The 16,608-nt window shown below is 69.5% G+C and carries 15 protein-coding genes and 1 pseudogene; 9 read left to right on the top strand and 7 right to left on the bottom strand.

Features of this window, described 5'->3' with window-relative positions; translation table 11 throughout:
* Window positions 1-48: 48 nt before the first annotated feature.
* From gpmA to RSD66_RS00125, 3 genes are all read left to right on the top strand, one after another.
* A complete protein-coding gene (gene gpmA / locus RSD66_RS00135) occupies window positions 49-762 on the top strand; it encodes a 2,3-diphosphoglycerate-dependent phosphoglycerate mutase (RefSeq protein ID WP_415288566.1) in 714 nt (237 codons plus the stop codon).
* A complete protein-coding gene (locus RSD66_RS00130; protein WP_415288565.1) occupies window positions 759-1,388 on the top strand; it encodes a bifunctional diaminohydroxyphosphoribosylaminopyrimidine deaminase/5-amino-6-(5-phosphoribosylamino)uracil reductase RibD in 630 nt (209 codons plus the stop codon). The genes gpmA and RSD66_RS00130 overlap by 4 nt, the downstream gene beginning before the upstream one ends.
* A 63-nt stretch (window positions 1,389-1,451) precedes the next feature.
* Window positions 1,452-2,723: a pentapeptide repeat-containing protein gene (locus tag RSD66_RS00125; protein ID WP_024355045.1), complete on the top strand. Its 1,272-nt coding sequence runs from the start codon at window positions 1,452-1,454 to the stop codon at window positions 2,721-2,723.
* Between the two features lie 67 nt (window positions 2,724-2,790).
* On the opposite strand, the gene RSD66_RS00120 is transcribed toward RSD66_RS00125, so the two are convergent.
* Entirely contained in the window at window positions 2,791-3,270 is a 480-nt protein-coding gene (locus tag RSD66_RS00120) for an Hsp20 family protein (RefSeq protein ID WP_024355044.1), read from the bottom strand.
* A gap of 267 nt (window positions 3,271-3,537) precedes the next feature.
* Here RSD66_RS00120 and RSD66_RS00115 point away from each other — a divergent pair, with 267 nt between their 5' ends.
* The 3 genes from RSD66_RS00115 (at window position 3,538) to RSD66_RS00105 (ending at window position 6,396) form a co-directional block, all read left to right on the top strand.
* The gene (locus RSD66_RS00115; protein WP_415288564.1) at window positions 3,538-4,353 is read left to right on the top strand and encodes a class I SAM-dependent methyltransferase; all 816 of its coding nucleotides are present in this window, start codon (window positions 3,538-3,540) and stop codon (window positions 4,351-4,353) included.
* 106 nt (window positions 4,354-4,459) lie between these two features.
* Entirely contained in the window at window positions 4,460-5,368 is a 909-nt protein-coding gene (locus tag RSD66_RS00110) for a class I SAM-dependent methyltransferase (protein ID WP_415288563.1), read from the top strand.
* A complete protein-coding gene (locus RSD66_RS00105; RefSeq protein ID WP_119413793.1) occupies window positions 5,365-6,396 on the top strand; it encodes an alpha/beta fold hydrolase in 1,032 nt (343 codons plus the stop codon). Before RSD66_RS00110 ends, RSD66_RS00105 begins: the two co-directional genes overlap by 4 nt.
* Window positions 6,397-6,400: 4 nt before the next feature.
* Here the strand turns inward: RSD66_RS00105 and hisN are convergent, their stop codons facing one another.
* Window positions 6,401-7,183, bottom strand: coding sequence for a histidinol-phosphatase (gene hisN, locus RSD66_RS00100; protein ID WP_415288562.1), 783 nt, complete (start codon window positions 7,181-7,183; stop codon window positions 6,401-6,403).
* Window positions 7,184-7,301: 118 nt separating this feature from the next.
* Window positions 7,302-7,517, bottom strand: a pseudogene (locus RSD66_RS00095) (helix-turn-helix domain-containing protein); the annotation flags it as partial.
* A gap of 168 nt (window positions 7,518-7,685) precedes the next feature.
* On the opposite strand from RSD66_RS00095, the gene RSD66_RS00090 reads away from it, so the two are divergent.
* The gene (locus RSD66_RS00090; RefSeq protein WP_024355038.1) at window positions 7,686-7,943 is read left to right on the top strand and encodes a GlsB/YeaQ/YmgE family stress response membrane protein; all 258 of its coding nucleotides are present in this window, start codon (window positions 7,686-7,688) and stop codon (window positions 7,941-7,943) included.
* A gap of 68 nt (window positions 7,944-8,011) precedes the next feature.
* Here the strand turns inward: RSD66_RS00090 and RSD66_RS00085 are convergent, their stop codons facing one another.
* Window positions 8,012-8,461: a superoxide dismutase gene (locus RSD66_RS00085; protein WP_119413791.1), complete on the bottom strand. Its 450-nt coding sequence runs from the start codon at window positions 8,459-8,461 to the stop codon at window positions 8,012-8,014.
* A 129-nt stretch (window positions 8,462-8,590) separates the two neighbouring features.
* Between RSD66_RS00085 and RSD66_RS00080 the strand changes: the two genes are divergently transcribed.
* Window positions 8,591-10,255 carry a phosphatidylglycerol lysyltransferase domain-containing protein gene (locus RSD66_RS00080; RefSeq protein WP_415288561.1) on the top strand — a complete coding sequence of 555 codons (1,665 nt, stop codon included), beginning with the start codon at window positions 8,591-8,593 and terminating at the stop codon, window positions 10,253-10,255.
* Window positions 10,256-10,440: 185 nt separating this feature from the next.
* Here RSD66_RS00080 and typA read toward each other — a convergent pair whose 3' ends face one another.
* Entirely contained in the window at window positions 10,441-12,273 is a 1,833-nt protein-coding gene (gene typA / locus RSD66_RS00075) for a translational GTPase TypA (protein ID WP_024355035.1), read from the bottom strand.
* A gap of 134 nt (window positions 12,274-12,407) precedes the next feature.
* A complete protein-coding gene (locus tag RSD66_RS00070) occupies window positions 12,408-13,454 on the bottom strand; it encodes a YeiH family protein (RefSeq protein WP_415288560.1) in 1,047 nt (348 codons plus the stop codon).
* Window positions 13,455-13,535: 81 nt separating this feature from the next.
* On the opposite strand from RSD66_RS00070, the gene RSD66_RS00065 reads away from it, so the two are divergent.
* The gene (locus RSD66_RS00065) at window positions 13,536-14,423 is read left to right on the top strand and encodes a LysR family transcriptional regulator (RefSeq protein ID WP_415288559.1); all 888 of its coding nucleotides are present in this window, start codon (window positions 13,536-13,538) and stop codon (window positions 14,421-14,423) included.
* A gap of 7 nt (window positions 14,424-14,430) precedes the next feature.
* Here RSD66_RS00065 and RSD66_RS00060 read toward each other — a convergent pair whose 3' ends face one another.
* The gene (locus RSD66_RS00060; RefSeq protein ID WP_415288558.1) at window positions 14,431-16,479 is read right to left on the bottom strand and encodes an OPT family oligopeptide transporter; all 2,049 of its coding nucleotides are present in this window, start codon (window positions 16,477-16,479) and stop codon (window positions 14,431-14,433) included.
* Between the last annotated feature and the right edge of the window lie 129 nt (window positions 16,480-16,608).

Genomic DNA, 16,608 nt, shown 5'->3' with positions numbered 1-16,608 from the left:
CGGGGGCCTAGCGAGAACCTCAAGATACGGATGCTCCCGGAGACCCTGATGACCCGCCTGATCCTGCTGCGCCATGGCCAGAGCCAATGGAACCTGGAGAACCGCTTCACCGGCTGGGTCGACGTCGACCTGACGGCTGAGGGCGAGGCCCAGGCCCGGCGCGGCGGCGAGCTGATCGCGCAGGCGGGGTTCAAGCCTGCCGTCATGTTCACCTCGGTGCTGAAGCGGGCCAAGCGCACCGGCGCCCTGGCGCTGGACTCGGCGTGTCTCAAGAACGTGCCGGTCATCGAGGACTGGCGCCTGAACGAGCGCCATTACGGCGGCCTGACCGGGCTGGACAAGGCCGAGACGGCGGCCAAGCACGGCGAGGATCAGGTCAAGGTCTGGCGCCGTAGCTATGACGTGCCGCCGCCGCCGCTGGCGCCGGGCGGCGAGTTCGATTTCGCCGGCGATCCCCGCTACGCCGGTAAGGAGATCCCGGACACCGAGAGCCTGAAGACGACGCTGGACCGGGTGCAGCCCTATTGGGACGCCGAGATCGCCCCGCGCCTGAAGGCGGGCGAGGACGTGCTGATCGCCGCCCACGGCAACTCCCTGCGCGCCATCGTCAAATTGCTGTTCGCGGTGCCGGACGACAAGATCGTCGATGTCGAGATCCCGACCGGCAACCCGCTGGAGATCGATCTGGACGCGGACCTGAAGCCGGTCGCCGCCCGCTATCTGGACGAGGGGCGGGCGCAAGCCCTGCCAGTTATCGCGTGAGCGGGGCGGCGGACGACGCTGTCTTCATGCGGCGGGCCATCGACCTGGCCCTGAGCCGCATGGGCGAGACCTGGCCCAATCCGGCCGTAGCCTGCGTTCTGGTCAAGGACGGGGTCGTGCTGGCCGAGGCGGCGACGGCGCCGGGCGGACGCCCGCACGCTGAGGAACAGGCCGTGCCCGAGGCGGGCGAGGCCGTGAAGGGCGCGACCGCCTATGTGACGCTGGAGCCGTGCGGCGCCCGTTCGTCGGGCCGCAAGTCCTGCGCCCACTTCCTGGCCGAGGCCGGGGTCGAGCGGGTGGTGATCGCGGCGCTGGACCCGTCGCCCTTCGCCTCGGGCCGGGGCACGGAGCGGCTGCGCCAGTCGGGCCTGAAGGTCGAGACGGGACTGCTGTCGGATGAGGCCGCCGTCCTGTGCGAAGGCTTCCTGCATCGGCTTGAGACAGGCCGTCCGATGGTGCGGATCAGCGAGGACGGCGCGGGTTTCGACGGACGGTTCGCCGCCGCGCCGCGCGCCGATCTGACGACCGAGCTGAACCGGCTGGGCGAGGCGGGCTACACCCGCCTGTGGACCCAGGACGGCGAGCTGGCCGAGGCCCTGCGCGAACAGGGGCTGCTCACGGAATAGGAAGCGGGAAAACCCTTGTTTCCGAAAAACTTCCTTAATCCGGCGTAAGCCATAAACGGCCCCATGAGCGAGGCCGTCGAACCCGTCCGCAGGAAACTGACTCAGGAAGAGGTCGACGCCGTCTGCCTGAAGCACGACCGGCTGTGGCAGGCGCGGCCGGGCGGGGCGCGGGCGGTCTTCGCCTGGATGGACCTGTCGGGCGTGTCCCTGCGCGGGCGGAACCTGGCCGACGCCGACTTCACCGCCGCCTGCCTGATCGGCTGCGACCTGACCGGGGCCAAGCTGGACAACGCCAACTTCTTCGGCGCGGACATGCAGGATGCGACCCTGGTCGACGCCAGCCTGCGCCGGGCCGATCTGCGCGGGGCCTGCCTGCGCGGCGCGGACCTGTCGGGCGCCGACCTGTTCGAGGCTGACCTGCGCGAAGGCACTATCGCCGCCAAGGACGCCAAGCTGGGCTTCCGCGTCGTCGAGGCGCGCAAGCGGTCGGAGACGGAGGCGCAGGGGGCCGTGCTGGCGGGCGCCAATCTTCAGCGGTCGCGCATGACCGGCGTGATCGCCGTGGCCGCCGACTTCACCGACGCTGTCATGAAGGACTGCAAGCTGGTCCGGGCAAATCTGAAACAGGCCAGCTTTCGCGGCGCCGATCTGGCCGGGGCGGACCTGTCGGGCGCCGACCTGTCGGGCGCAGACCTCAGCGACGCCATCCTGGTGGGCGTCAAGGCGGCCATGTGGCGGACCGACGGGGCGAATATGGACGGCGCCCTGGTCGATAATCGCCCGGCGGGCGAGCCGGTCAGCGAGATGCCTGCCGCCGAGATGCTGCGCGAACACGCCCAGTGGTGCGAGACGGGCGGCGCCGAGGGCCAGCCCTCGGTGTTCGACGGGGTCGATCTAAGGCCGCTGGAGAGCATTCGCGGGCTGAACCTGACGGCCCTGTCGGCCAAGGGAGCGGTCTTCTACGGCCTGGACATGGAAGGGGTTCAGCTTCAGGGGGCGCAGCTGGAAGGCGCCGACCTGCGCTCGGCCAATCTGCGTCGGGCGGATCTGCGCGGGGCGCGGTTGACGCGAGCGCGGCTGAACGGAGCGGACCTGCGCGAGGCGCAACTGGGGCCCTTGATGCTGACGGCGGATCGGCTGATGCCCGCCGATCTGAGCGGGGCGAACCTGCGCGGCGCCGACCTGACGGGAGCGGACATGCGTCGGGCCGTGCTGAGCGAGGCGGACCTCAGCCGGGCGATCCTGCACGGCGCCCAGACCCGGCAGGCCGACTTCACCGGGGCCCAGACCAGCGGCGCGCGCGGGCTGGACCTTTCCGACCTGAACGCGGGTTAGCATCCGCCCACGAAAAAGGGGCGACGCGAACGCCGCCCCTTGGATCGGTCACTCAGGCGAAAAGGTCTTAAGCCGCCTTCTTGGCCTTGGGTTCGGCCTTGCCCTCGATCAGGGGCGAGCCGGCGGCGATCTCGATGTTGCGGGGCTTGAGGGCCTCGGGCAGTTCGCGCTTCAGCTCGATGGTCAGAAGGCCGTGGGCCAGGGCCGCGCCCTTGACCACCACATAGTCGGCCAGCTGAAACCGGCGCTCGAAGTCGCGCTCGGCCAGGCCGCGATGCAGGAAGGTGCGCTGGGCGCCGTCGCTGTCATTGGCGGCCTTCTTGCCGGTGACGGTCAGCAGGTTTTCCTTGGCCTCGATGTTCAGCTCATCGGCGGAGAAACCGGCGACGGCGATCTCGATGCGATAGGCGTCTTCGCCCGTCGTTTCGATGTTATAGGGAGGCCAGCCGTTTTCAGGGCCGGAGCGCGCGGCGGTTTCCAACTGACGGACCAGACGGTCGAAGCCGACGGCGGAACGGTACAGCGGCGAGAAATCATAGGTACGCATGGGTCATCCTTCTGACATTCAGCAAGGTTGAGCCGCCCGGCGATTTTGGCCCCGGACGACGGAGGGTTTCAGCCCCGGCGGTCCGCATTCGGCCCCGTCAGGTCTGGAGAGCCCGAGGATCGGCGCTCTCGGATGAAGAGGTAGGAGGCCATTTTTCGGGCGCAAGGGGCCGCGCGAAATCGCCGCTCCGCCGCATCGACGCCTTGCGGCGGCCGCGAAGCGCCGTAAGGATTTTACTTTCAGTATTGGGAAGCGGCCGGAGCCCTCATGCGAACCCTCGCCTTCATAGCCTTCGCCGGGGCCGTTCTCGGCTCGCCCCTTGTCGCCACAGCCGCCCTGGCGCAGGCGGCGCCGTCCGAGGCGGCGGCCCTGCCGCGCCGTCAGGGCCTGTCGATGGAGATGCCGACCCTTAGCGAGGACGCGGCGCTTCAGGCGGCCGTGGCCTCGACCGACCGACCTGAGGCGGACCGCGCCCGCGACAGCGAGCGCCACCCGTTCGAGACCCTGACCTTCTGGGGGCTGCAGCCGGGCCTGACGGTGGTGGAGATCGAGCCGGGGCGGGCCGGGTGGTGGCGCAACATCCTGGAGCCCTATGCGGCGGCGACCGGCGGGCGCTACGTCCCGGTCAACCGTCCGACCGAGGGCATGGGCGTCGCGGACGGGGCGGCGGACATGGTCGTGGTGGCCCGCGCCTTCCATAACTGGTCGCGCGACGGCCGGGCCGAGCCCTATCTGGCGGCCTTCTTCAAGGCGCTGAAGCCCGGCGGCGTGCTGGCGGTGGAACAGCACCGCGCGGCCGATGGGCTGAACGTCGCCGATACGGCGCCGACCGGCTATGTCCCCGAAAGCTGGCTGATCCACGCCGCCCGCCGCGCGGGCTTCGAACTGGAGGCCCGTAGCGAGCTGAACGCCAACCCGAAGGACGATAGGGACCACCCCTTCGGCGTTTGGAGCCTGAAGCCGACCCGCACCTCGGAGCGCGACGGCCGGACGCTGACGTCCGATGAACGCGCGGCGCTGGACGCGATCGGCGAAAGCGACCGCATGACCCTGCGCTTCCGCAAGCCCTACGCCGCTGACTGACGCGCCACATGACAATGCAGTGCGTGGTTTTGACCCTGGCGCAGAAGCGCCTTAAGCCCCAGACGAACACCCTGAACGAGCAGGCAGGCGGCGAGAGGAAGCGCGCATGACAGAACGATCGACGCGGCGATCCGTCCTGACCGGCGCCAGCGCTCTGGCCCTGGTCGCGCCCCTGTTCGGCCTGGCCGGCTGCGGCCGCAAGGACGAGGCGCCGACGCCCGCGCCTGAGGCGCCCAAGGGCCCGCCCGAAGGCTCGCTGGAATGGGCGGTCGCCGGATCGTGGCGCACGGCGGACGACAAGGCGCGCGACGTCTGGCGCCACCCGGTCGAGACGCTGCGCTTCTTCGGCCTGCAGCCGAAGATGACGGTCGTGGACTTCTGGCCCGGCAGCGGCTGGTACGCCGAGATCCTGGCCCCCTATCTGAACCGGGGCGGCGGGACGCTGTATCTGGCGGGCTTTGTCGAGGGGCCGAACGCCGACCCGGCCCAGGTCGCCATCAACAATGCGCTGAAGGCCCGTATCCTGGGATCCAAGAAGCTGTACGGGCCGGTGCAGTTCACCGCCTTCGGGCCAGGCTCGGACCCGGTGGCTCCGGCGGGCGCGGCCGATATGGTGCTGTTCATGCGCTATATTCACGCCTGGATGGCGGCGGGGATCGCCGAAAAGGCCTTCGCCGACGCCTTTACGGCTCTGCGGCCGGGCGGAATCCTGGGGATTGAACAGCATCGTCTTCAGCCGGACGAGGATCAGGACCCGGCCGCCGCCAACGGCTATGTGCAGGAAGCCTTCGTGCGCCAACTGGCCGAAGAGGCGGGCTTCGTCTTTGTCGAGGCGTCCGAGATCAACGCCAATCCGGACGACACCAAGGATCATCCGTTCGGGGTCGAGACCCTGGCGCCGCGCCGTCTGACGGCGCCGATGGGCCAGCCCGCCGATCCCGAGTTCGACCGGACGAAATATGACGCCATCGGCGAAAGCGACCGCATGACGCTGAAGTTCAGGAAACCCGAGTGAGCCGCCCCGCCGCCTTCGCCGCTCACGCGCCGCTGATGGGAGTGCCGGGCGCCGCCTGTCCGCCGGGCGGCCAGGGCGACTGGTTCCGGGGCGCCGGGGGCCTGCGGCTGCGCGCCGGTTTCTGGACGCCTTCGACCCTGCAGGCCAAGACGCCGCGCGGGACGGTGGTGCTGAGCCCCGGCCGCACCGAGCCGATCGAGAAGTATTTCGAGCTGATCGGCAACTTCCTGGCGCGCGGCTTCTGCGTGCTGGCGCACGACTGGCGGGGGCAGGGGCTGTCGGCGCGGCTGCTGCCGGACCGGCTGCGCGGCCACGCCCGGGCGGTCGAGGAGTTCCTGGACGACTACGCCCGCCTGCTGGACGCCTATGAGGCGCGTGCGCCGAAGCCCTGGATCATGGTCGGCCATTCGATGGGCGGGTGTCTGAACCTGCTGACGCTGGAGACGGGCGAGAGCCGGTTCGGCGGTGCCGTCCTGTCCAGCCCCATGCTGCGGATCAAGACCGGCAAACGCTCGATGTGGACGGTCAAGCTGGCGGTGCGCTGGGCGCTGCGCCACGGCAAGGGCGGCGACTATGTGCTGGACGATCCGGACGACCCCTTCGACCACACCTTCGATAACGACGCCCTGACGTCCGACCGGGCGCGCTACGACCTGTGGCGTCAGCAGCTTTACGCCTGTCCGCACCTTGCCATCGGCGGGCCGACCTGGGGCTGGCTGGCCTTTGCCCTGGATGCGGGCGAGCGGGCGCTGAAACCGCGCGCGCTCAAGAGCGTGAAGATTCCGGTCTGCGTGGTCCAGGCGGCCGAGGACGACAAGGTCTGGAAGCAGACCAACCGCTGGGCGGCCCGGCGCATGGGACGCGGCCGCTATGTCGAGGTCCCTGCCGCCAAACATGAGGTGATCATGGAGGTCGACGAGCTGCGCGGGGTCTTCCTGCACGAGTTCGACGCCCTGGCCGACTATGTGGCGCCGGGGCCGGAAGCGGCCTCGACCTCTCCGGCGGCGCGGACGGCCGAGCCCGCCTGATCAGTCAAGCGGCGGCCAGCAGGGGCAGGGCCTGATTGGTCAGGCGGGCGTCGCCGACCGCCAGGACGCGGCCGTCGGCCTCATGCGGCGGCTGGCCGCTCCAGTCGGTGAACCGGCCGCCCGCCGCCTCGACCAGAGGTTTGTGCGCCGACCAGTCCCAAACCTGAAGCTCGCTCTCGGCCACCAGGTCGATGCTTCCCGCCGCGACCATGGCGTAGGCGTAGCCGTCGCAGCCCAGCCGGGCCAGGCGGGCCGAGGCGCGCAGCCGGTCCCAGGCGGCCCGGTCGGCGCCGGTGAAGATTTCGGGGTCGGTGGTGGCGATCAGCGCCTGATCCAGATTCGGGCAGGAGCGGGTCTTGAGCGGAACCTCGACATCGCCTTTCAGCAGGCGCGCGCCGGACGGGCCGCCCAGGAATATCTCGCCCAGATAAGGCTGGCCGACGGCGCCGATGACGGGGGCGCCGTCCTGGCGCAGGGCGATCAGGGTGGTCCACAAAGGCAGGCCGGCGATGAAGGCGCGGGTGCCGTCGATGGGGTCCAGCACCCAGACGTGTTCGCCGTCGGGCCGATCCTCGCCGTACTCCTCGCCGATGACGCCGTGGTCGGGATAGCGGGTGGCGATCAGGCGGCGGATGGCGGCCTCGGCCGCGCGATCGGCTTCGGTGACGGGGTCGAAGGTGCCGGGGACGCCCTTGTCTTCCTGAGCGAAGGCGCCGCGGAAGAAGGGCAGGGCGACGCGCGCAGCCTCACGCGATAGCTCGACGGCGAAGGATTCCAGCTCGGTCATGCGACCCGGATACACGGTCCTTTGACGCAGGACGAGGGTCGGCAGATGGGAGGGGCGAGCGTCAGGCGGCGTTGAGCGTCGGGTGCAGGGGGGGGGTCGGCAGGGCGGCGGGCTCGGCGGACAGGCCGTCGTAGAAATAGGTGACGGGCGTTTCCAGCGCTTCGGCCAGTTCCCACAGGCGGGCGGCGGACAGGCGGTTGGCGCCGCATTCGTATTTCTGGATCTGCTGAAAGCGGACGCCCACGCGATCGCCCAACTGCTGCTGGGTCAGACCCAGAAGACGGCGACGTCGGCGCAGGCGACGGCCCAGGTGCAGGTCGATTTCGGCGGCCATGACCCTATCCCATCGTGGAGGCTGTGCCGGTTCGGCACGTGACAGGAGGAAGCTCGCAAACGGCGTGCCGACTTCCCCTCAGCGGGGAAGGCGCATGACATGAGGCAACCGCCGCGGCGTACGCGCATTAACGGCCAAGGCGGACAGCCTTTTCAGGAAGGAAGAAACATGGGTGGATTTGGATTCATCGCTTGGATCATCATCGGCATCGTCGCCGGATGGCTGGCGGAGAAGATCATGAAGCGGGACCACGGCCTGCTGACCAATCTGATCGTCGGCGTGGTCGGCGCGCTGATCGGCGGGTTCCTGGCCAATAATCTGTTGGGCGTGGACGCGGCCGGCAACTGGATCGTCGGCATCATCGTCGCCACGATCGGCGCCGTAGTGCTGCTGTTCCTGCTGGGCCTGGTGAAGCGACGCGCCTAGCGCCGGTCGTACGACCACGAACTAAGGGGCGGCCCGAAGGGCCGCCCCTTTTGTCGTGAACCAGACTCTTAGTAAGGTTCGTCGGTCGGTTCATCGCCGGTCGGCTCGTCGCTGCTCGGCGCATCAGCCGGAGCGGCGTCCGGGGTCGGCTCGGCCGTATCCGAAGGAATCGGCGGGGCCGACTGGACATCCGAAGCGCTGGCGTCGACAACGATGTCAGAGCCGTCCTGGCGGATGCCGGCCAGCGGCACCGGGCGGACCTGGCCATCGGCGGTGCGGACCGTCAGTTCCTGGCCGTTGGCGCCGTTCTGGACGCCGACCAGCTTGCCGATCTCGGAGCCGTCAGCGCTCTTGACGGTCGTACCCGGCGTCAGGGTCAGGCTCTGCGGTTGAGCCGCAGCCGCCTCAGCGGGAGCCGGTTCGGGCGTCTGCGACGTCGTGGCGTCCTGGGCGAAGGCAGGGGCGGCGATGAACAAGGCGCCGGCGATGCCGGTCAGCAGGGCGGTTTTGCGGATCATGAGAAACTCCTGGAAGGCGAGCTCGGCGCTCGCGAAAAAATGAACCCCTGTGATCGCGGATGGTTTCGTCTGCCCTGAAATGACCTTTTACTGGCCCCAAACGGCCGATTCTTGCTCACCGGAGGGTGGTTGACCAAAACCAGCGCAAAACATGACCCGTGGCGCATCACGCGCCGCCTCGCGGGCCTGGCCTATGAGTTGACGCCGCAGATGTTTGCGGCCGCCACCTTCCTGCTGGGCGGGGTGATGTTGCTGTCGGCGGTGACGCCGGCTTTCAATGACCGGCTGGCGGCGCTGGGCCGTTTCTATCCGCCGCTGCTGATCGACCTGTCGCACTTCGCCGCCAGCGTGACCGGTTTTGTTCTGCTGCTGATCTCGGCGGGGCTGTGGCGACGGCGGCGCGGCGCCTATTATGCGGCGCTGGCGGTCCTTCTGGTCGGAGCGGTCTTTTCGTTGCTGAGGGGGCTGGACTGGGCCCAGGCGATCGAACTGACGGTGGCGGCGGCCCTGTTGACGCCATGCCGGGCGGCCTTCAATCGCCGCTCGCGTCTGGGAGAGCCGCTGCGGCCGGGGTGGCTGCTCATGTTGGCGGCGGCGGTGGCGGCCATGCTGTGGCTGGGCTTCTTCGCCTATCGCGACACCGCCTATACGGACGAGCTGTGGTGGACCTTTCTTGTCGACAAACAGGCGTCGGGCTTCCTGCGCGCCGGGGCGGTGCTGGCGGTGCTGACCCTGGCGGTGGCCATACGTTCGCTGACGACGGCGCCGGGCGCCAGCACCCACGGCCCCGCCGCCCCGGAAGAGGTCGAACGCGCCCGGCAGGCGCTGAGGAGCGCTGAACTGGCCGCTCCCGAGGCGGAGCTGGCCCTGCTGGGCGACAAGGCCCTGTTGTTCAGTCCGTCCGGCCGCAGCTTCATCGCCTATCGCGTGCGGGGGCGCCGCTGGATCGCCATGGGCGAACCGGCGGGCCTGGCGGCGGAACGGCTGGAGCTGTTGTGGACCTTCGCCCAGCTGGCCGACAGTTACGGCGGGGCGGCGGTCTTCTATTCGGTAGGCGAAGGGCTGCTGGCGGACCTGGCGACCCTGGGTCTGGCGGTCCGCAAGGTCGGGGAAGCCGCCGTGATCGACACCGCCCGGTTCACGACCGAGGGCAAGGGCAGGCAGAACCTGCGCACCGCCGTCAACCGCGCCGAACGCGAGGGCGCCGGTTTCGAAGTGGCCCCGCCCGGCGCGGCGCGCGGGCTGGAGGCCGAACTGCGCGCCGTGTCGGACGTCTGGCTGAGGCACCACAACGGCTCGGAGAAGGCCTTTTCGCTCGGCCGGTTCGATATCGACTACCTGGACCGCCAGCCCCTGGCCCTGGTGCGCGAGAACGGCCGCATCGTCGCCTTCGCCAATCTGTTGAGCGGGGCGGGCGGCGGGGAGGTCATGATCGACCTGATGCGCTACGACCCCCAGGGGCCGAACGGGGTGATGGACTATCTGTTCACCCGCACCGCGCAGTGGGCGCGCGATCAAGGTCTGGCGCGGCTGGATCTGGGCATGGCGCCGCTGTCGGGCCTTGAGGACCGGCGGACGGCTCCGGTCTTCGCCCGGGTCGGCGCCCTGGTGTTCGAGGAAGGCGGCGCCGTCTACGGCTTCCAGGGCCTGCGCGCCTACAAGGCCAAGTTCGGCCCCGCCTGGCGATCAAAGTTCATCGCCGCCCCGCCCAGCACGCCGCTGCCTCTGGCCCTGCTGGACGTGGCCCTGCTGACCAGCGGCGGCTGGCTGGGGCTGCTGGGATTGAGGCGCTAGCGATCTTTTCCCTCCCCTTCATGGGGAGGGTGGCGCGCAGCGCCGGGTGGGGAGGGCTGCGCGAAACGGCCATGCGCTTCTGCATCAGGCAAGACAAAGGCGGCGGGCTGTTCGCCGCGCCGCCCCCACCCGGCCTCGCCTGACGGCTCGGCCACCCTCCCCATGAAGGGGAGGGAGATATCGCATCAGTCGGCGCGGACGCGCTTCTTGCGGAAGGAGGGGTTCAGGACCTCCTTGCGCAGGCGGATCGACTTGGGCGTGACCTCGACCAGTTCGTCTTCCTCGATATAGGCGATGGCCTGCTCCAGGCTCATCTTGCGCGCCGGGGTCAGGCGCACGGCCTCGTCCTTGCCCGAGGCGCGGACGTTGGTCAGCTGCTTGCCCTTGATCGGGTTGACGTCCAGGTCGTCGGAGCGGCTGTTCTCGCCGATGATCATGCCCTGGTAGGTCTTTTCGCCGGCGCCGACGAACATGACGCCGCGGTCTTCCAGGTTCCACAGGGCGAAGGCCGCCGTGTCGCCGTCCGAGTTCGACACCAGCACGCCCTTCAGACGGCCCTCGATAGCGCCCTTGTGGCCCTCATAGTGGCTGAAGACGCGGTTCAGCACGCCCGAGCCGCGCGTGTCGGTCAGGAACTCGCCCTGATAGCCGATCAGCGAACGCGACGGGCACTTCAGCTGGATGCGGGTCTTGCCGGCGCCCGAGGGGCCCATGTCGGTCAGCTCGGCCTTGCGGGCCGACAGCTTCTCGATGACCACGCCCGAGAACTCGTCGTCGACGTCGATGACGACGTCTTCGATCGGCTCCATGCGCTCGCCGTTCTCGCCGGTCTGATAGACCACGCGCGGACGGCTGATCGACAGTTCGAAGCCTTCGCGGCGCATGTTCTCGATCAGCACGCCCAGCTGCAGTTCGCCGCGACCGGCGACTTCATAGGCGTCGGAGTCCGGCGTCTGGGTGATGCGGATGGCGACGTTGGCCTCGGCTTCCTTCAGCAGGCGGTCGCGGATGACGCGCGACTGGACCTTGTCGCCTTCGCGGCCGGCCAGCGGGCTGTCGTTCACGCCCACGGTCATGGAGATGGTGGGCGGATCGATCGGCAGGGCGTCCAGCGCCTCGGTCACTTCCAGCGCGCACAGGGTGTCGGCCACGGTGGCCTTGGACATGCCGGCGATGGCGACGATGTCGCCCGCCTCGACGCCCTCGTCGATCGGCTGGCGCTTCAGGCCGCGGAAGGCCAGCACCTTGGTGATGCGGCCCTGTTCGATGGTCTTGCCGTCGCGCGACAGGGCCTTGATGGCCATGCCCGGAACCGCCTTGCCCGAGTGGATGCGACCGGTCAGCAGGCGGCCCAGGAAGGGGTCGCTTTCGATCAGGACGTTCAGGATCTGGAACGGCTCGTTGACGCGCGCCTGGGCGGCCGGGGCCGGGACGTGGTCGACGATCAGGTCGTACAGCGGGTGCAGGTTGTCGTTCGGCTGGGCCAGATCCAGCGTCGCCCAGCCCGAACGGCCCGAGGCGTAAATGACGGGGAAGTCCAGCTGCTCGTCCGTGGCGCCCAGGGCGGCGAACAGGTCGAAGGTCTCGTTCAGCACGCGGTCCGGGTCGGCGTGGGCGCGGTCGACCTTGTTGATGCACAGGATGGGACGCAGGCCCATCTTCAGCGCCTTGGTCAGCACGAACTTGGTCTGGGGCATGACGCCCTCTTCGGCGTCGACCAGCAGGACGCAGCCGTCCACCATGCCCAGGATGCGTTCGACCTCGCCGCCGAAGTCGGCGTGGCCCGGCGTGTCGATGATGTTGATGCGCGTTTCGCCCGCCTTGCCGTTCCAAAGGATCGACGTGCATTTGGCCAGGATGGTGATGCCGCGCTCACGCTCCTGATCGCCGGAGTCCATGGCGCGTTCGGTCGTCGCCTCATTGGCGCGGAACAGGCCGGACTGGGCCAGAAGGGCGTCCACCATGGTCGTCTTGCCATGGTCGACGTGGGCGATGATAGCGACGTTACGAAGGTTCATGTCGGGCTCGGGCGGACTGTGTTCGGTCACGGATGGGCCGCGCCGCTGCAAGAAGATTGCAGAAAAGGGAAGGGTTCGGGGCGCCTCTTACAGGGATGCGGGCCAAAACGCCAGTCCGGTGCGCGTCCTGCCGATCAACCCAGCGGAAGGAAGGCGATCACGCCCAGGGCCAGGACGCCGATCAGCAGGGCGGACAGGGCGGCGACGGCGGCGACGCGCGGTCCGGCCCGGACCACGGCGCGCGGATCGACCATCAGCCCCAGCGCCGCCATGGCGATCAGCGTCAGGGCCGAAACCGAAACCTGCAGCGGCGGCAGGATCGCTTCCGGCAGCCAGCCCAGCGAACGCACCGCCATCAGGGCCAGAAAGACCAGGATGAACCAGGGCACCATCTGATGCAGCTTCGGCCCGCGCCCGCCTGCGGCCTGCTTCGACCGCATCAGGCCCAGAACCAGACAGACCGGTCCCAGCATCAGCACGCGCACCAGCTTGACCACGGCGCCTGTCTGCACGGCGGCCAGACCGGCGGGCGCGGCGGCGGCCAGCACCTGCGGCACGGCGTAGACGGTCAGGCCCGCCAGCACCCCGACGCGCGTGGCGTCATAGCCCATCAGGGCGCCGACCACGGGGACCAGAAGCACGACGGCGATGCCCAGAACGGCGGTGAAGCCGATGGCGGCGGCGACATCCTGTCCCTCGGCCTCAATGACGGGGGCGACGGCGGCGATGGCGGAGTTGCCGCAGATGGCGTTGCCGCAGGCGACCAGCAGGGCCATCGCGTGCGGCAGGCCGAAGGCCCGGCCCAGGGCATAGCCGCCGAGGATGGCCAGGGCGACGACGCCGACGATGGCCAGCAGCAGCCACGGCCCCAATGCCGCGACGGCCGCGCCCGAGACGGTGGCGCCCAGCAGGGCCACGGCCACCTCCAACAGGGTCTTGGCGCTGAAGCTGACGCCCGGCGACCATAGCGACGACGGCGTCCACACCAGACGCAGGGCCGCACCGATCAGGATGGCCAGCACCAGCCCCTCGATCCACGCCTGCCCGAACAGGCGCGCCTCGAACAACTGAAGGCCGAAGGCGACGGCGCCGATGGCGGCGGACAGGGCCACGCCAGGCAGCAGCCGCAGAGGGCCGATCAGGCGACTAGAGGGGGCGGCGGGGTCGAGGGCGACGGTCATGACCGCCTTATCGGCGCTGTCATCTGATCAATCCAACGCCTAGTTATGGACTTAACGATCAATATATTTGATCAATTACGCATGACGCTGGAACAACTCCGCATCTTCGTCGCCGTGGCCGACCGCCTGCATATGACGCGAGCGGCCGAGGCGTTGCATCTGACGCAGTCGGCGGTCAGCGCGGCGGTTCACGCGCTGGAGACGCGGCACGGAACACGGCTGTTCGACCGGGTTGGGCGGGGGCTGGCGCTGAATGCGGCGGGGACGGCCTTTCTGCCGGAAGCCAGGGCGGTGCTGGCGCGGGCCGAGGCGGCCGAACGGCTGCTGGACGAGCTGGCGGGGCTGAAGCGCGGCTCGGTGCGGCTGTTCGCCAGCCAGACCATCGCCGCCTATTGGCTGCCGCCGCGCATGGCCGCCTTCGCCCAGAGCCATCCGGGCGTGGAGCTGCATCTGTCGATCGGCAACACCCATCGGGTCGTCGAGGCCGTGCTGGCGGGCGAGGCGGAACTGGGTCTGATCGAGGGGGCCGAGGATGCGCCGCGTCTGGAGCGGATTCGTATCGGCGCCGATCGGCTGATCGTGGTGGCGGCGCCGGATCATCCGCTGGTCGGACGCGAGGCGGCGCTGACGGCGGCGGACCTGAAAGCGCTGGACTGGGCCTTGCGCGAGCCCGGCTCGGGCACCCGTAGCGAGTTCGAGGCGGCCCTGCCGCGCGGTATCGCCGCGTTCGACCTGAAGACAGCGCTGGTGCTGCCGTCCAATGAAGCCATCCTGACGGCGGTGGCGGCCGGCGGCGGCGCAGGGGGCGGCCTTGTCACCGCCATCTCGGAACTGGCCGCCCGGCCCCTGATCGAGGCGGGGCGGCTGGTCCGTCTGCCGCTCGACCTGCCCGAGCGGCCCTTCTATCGGCTGCGGCACCGCGAACGCGGCGCCAGTCGGGCGGCGGAGGCGTTCGCCGCCGCTCTATAGGTCGTCCTTAGACCTTGGCGGCGCGGCGGCGCACCCAGGCGTACAGGGCGTAGGTCAGACCTGCGAAGGCGATCAGCCCGGCCCACATGGCGGGCCAGCCGCTGTCGGCCGGAAGCAGGGCGAAGGGCGCTTCGTTCTTGGCGCTGACGATCACGGCGGCGGTGAAGACGCCGAACAGGCTCTCGCCGACGATCAGGCCGGACGCCAGCAGCACGCCCATGCGGCGGGCCACATCGGCATAACGGGTCGACCGGACCGCCCGGTCGTACAGCCAGCCGCAGACCGCGCCGATGACCAGCATGGTGGTGACTGCGGCAGGCAGATAGACGCCGATGCCCGCAGCCAGCGGCGGCAGCTTGATCTTGTCGTTGGTCGTGCGGCGCAGGACGACGTCGAGGATGATGACCAGAACGCCGACCACGGCGCCGATGCCGATCAGGTCCCAGCGCAGGTCGCCCGAGATGACCCCCTTGGCCAGGGCCGAGATCAGGGTGGCCTGAGGCGCCGCCAGCGTCTGTGATCCTTGCACGATGGCGGGCGGGCCGCCTTCGAAGCCAAAGGCCTGGTTCATCATGTCCAGCACGAAGGGGATGACCAGGGCGCCGGCGACGACGCCGACCAGAAGGGCGGTCTGCTGACGCCAGGGGGTTGCCTCGACCAGTTGGCCGGTCTTCAGGTCCTGCAGGTTGTCGTTGGCGATGACGGCCACGGCGAAGACGATGGCGGTGACGATCAGGGCGAAGGCGATGACCGAAGGGTCGGCCGGTACGCCCGCCACGGCCAGGACGCCCAGCATCAGCAGAGAGGCGATGATGATGGCCAGGATGCCGACGCCCGAGACGGGGCTGTTGGACGAGCCGATCAGCCCGGCCATATAGCCGCAGATGGCCGCCACGGCGAAGCCGATGACCACGACATAGACCAGGCCGCCGATGACCAGCAGGGGCGCCGAACCGGCCAGGGCCGTGCCCTGGGCCACGATCGCCAGCAGGACGGCGATGCCGACCAGGGCGGCGACCGACAACAGGCCGACGATCTTGATGGGAATGTCCTGCTCGGTCAGCTCCAGCGCCTCGCCGTGGGCGCGGCGCGACTGGGCCGTCAGGGCCGAGGCCAGACCCGCGACCAAAGGCTTGGCCAGCTTGGCCAGGGTCCACAGGGCGGCCACGCCGATGACGCCGGCGCCGATGAAGCGGACCTCCTGCGCCCAGACGGTCATGGCCAGGCCTTCCGCCCCGGCGTCGGCCGGGACGGAGGCGGCCACCGACGGCAGGCCGTGGGCCACGGCCCAGGCCGCGAACTCTGGCGAGGTCAGGATGGGCACGAAGATCAGCCAGGCCAGAACGAGGCCGAACAGCTGCGTCAGGCCGACGGCCAGGCCGATCAGGTGACCGGCGCCCAGAAGGGCGAACTGCATGGAGAAGCCGACGCCGGTGGCCCCGCCGCCCAGCGCGGCAGGAAGGCGCAGGAAGGCGGCGGTTTCGGCGGCGAAGACCCGCGCGGCGGCCAGGAAGCCGAAGAAGGCCGAGGCGATCGCCCCGCCGATGACCACGAACAGGCCCGACCGGTTCTCGCGCACGGCCTCTTCGGTCTGTTCAGCGCCGGGCGAGCCGACCTTGAGCACCTCGGCGGCGGCGACGCCTTCGGGGTAGGGCAGGCCGCCCTGAACGACCAGGGTGCGGCGCAGGGGGATGGAGAAGGTCACCCCCAGTACGCCGCCGAGGATGCAGATCATCATCGATTCCCAGAACGGGAAGTCCATCCACCAGCCGATCATGACCAGGCCGGGCAGGACGAAGATGATCGAACTCATGGCGCCGCCGACCGAGGCGACGGTCTGGACGGTCATATTCTCCCAGATGGTCGAGCCCCGGAACGCCCGCAGCAGGGCCATCGAAATGACCGCCGCCGGAATGGCCGAGGCGAAGGTCAGGCCGACCTTCAGGCCCAGATAGGTGTTGGCCGCCGTGAAGACCGCCGCCAGCAGACACCCCAGGATCAGGGCGCGTATGGTCAGTTCGATGCGTTTGCCGGTTCCGGCGGGCGTGTCCGTCATGCGGGGCTCTTTTTCCGTTGTTGCGCGGAGGTAAGCCCGAAAGCGGTCTCGTGACAACGGGGGCCGCGCATCGCGACTGCGCGGCGATGACGGGATGACACCTCGGAACGAATACGGCACAACGCCCGC

This window comes from Brevundimonas sp. S1H14, from assembly GCF_047716865.1.
In the GTDB taxonomy this organism is placed as follows: Bacteria; Pseudomonadota; Alphaproteobacteria; order Caulobacterales; family Caulobacteraceae; genus Brevundimonas; species Brevundimonas naejangsanensis.
This window is presented reverse-complemented; position numbering and strand designations above follow the sequence as displayed.

What these genes read in the sequence shown, in the direction of transcription:
- gpmA (WP_415288566.1), top strand. Translation starts at nt 49, where the DNA reads ATGACCCGCCTGATCCTGCTGCGCCATGGCCAGAGCCAATGGAACCTG.
- hisN (WP_415288562.1), bottom strand. Translation starts at nt 7,183, where the DNA reads ATGACCGAGCTGGAATCCTTCGCCGTCGAGCTATCGCGTGAGGCTGCG.
- RSD66_RS00120 (WP_024355044.1), bottom strand. Translation starts at nt 3,270, where the DNA reads ATGCGTACCTATGATTTCTCGCCGCTGTACCGTTCCGCCGTCGGCTTC.
- RSD66_RS00060 (WP_415288558.1), bottom strand. Translation starts at nt 16,479, where the DNA reads ATGACGGACACGCCCGCCGGAACCGGCAAACGCATCGAACTGACCATA.
- RSD66_RS00065 (WP_415288559.1), top strand. Translation starts at nt 13,536, where the DNA reads ATGACGCTGGAACAACTCCGCATCTTCGTCGCCGTGGCCGACCGCCTG.
- RSD66_RS00085 (WP_119413791.1), bottom strand. Translation starts at nt 8,461, where the DNA reads ATGATCCGCAAAACCGCCCTGCTGACCGGCATCGCCGGCGCCTTGTTC.
- RSD66_RS00070 (WP_415288560.1), bottom strand. Translation starts at nt 13,454, where the DNA reads ATGACCGTCGCCCTCGACCCCGCCGCCCCCTCTAGTCGCCTGATCGGC.
- RSD66_RS00110 (WP_415288563.1), top strand. Translation starts at nt 4,460, where the DNA reads ATGACAGAACGATCGACGCGGCGATCCGTCCTGACCGGCGCCAGCGCT.
- typA (WP_024355035.1), bottom strand. Translation starts at nt 12,273, where the DNA reads ATGAACCTTCGTAACGTCGCTATCATCGCCCACGTCGACCATGGCAAG.
- RSD66_RS00115 (WP_415288564.1), top strand. Translation starts at nt 3,538, where the DNA reads ATGCGAACCCTCGCCTTCATAGCCTTCGCCGGGGCCGTTCTCGGCTCG.
- RSD66_RS00125 (WP_024355045.1), top strand. Translation starts at nt 1,452, where the DNA reads ATGAGCGAGGCCGTCGAACCCGTCCGCAGGAAACTGACTCAGGAAGAG.
- RSD66_RS00090 (WP_024355038.1), top strand. Translation starts at nt 7,686, where the DNA reads ATGGGTGGATTTGGATTCATCGCTTGGATCATCATCGGCATCGTCGCC.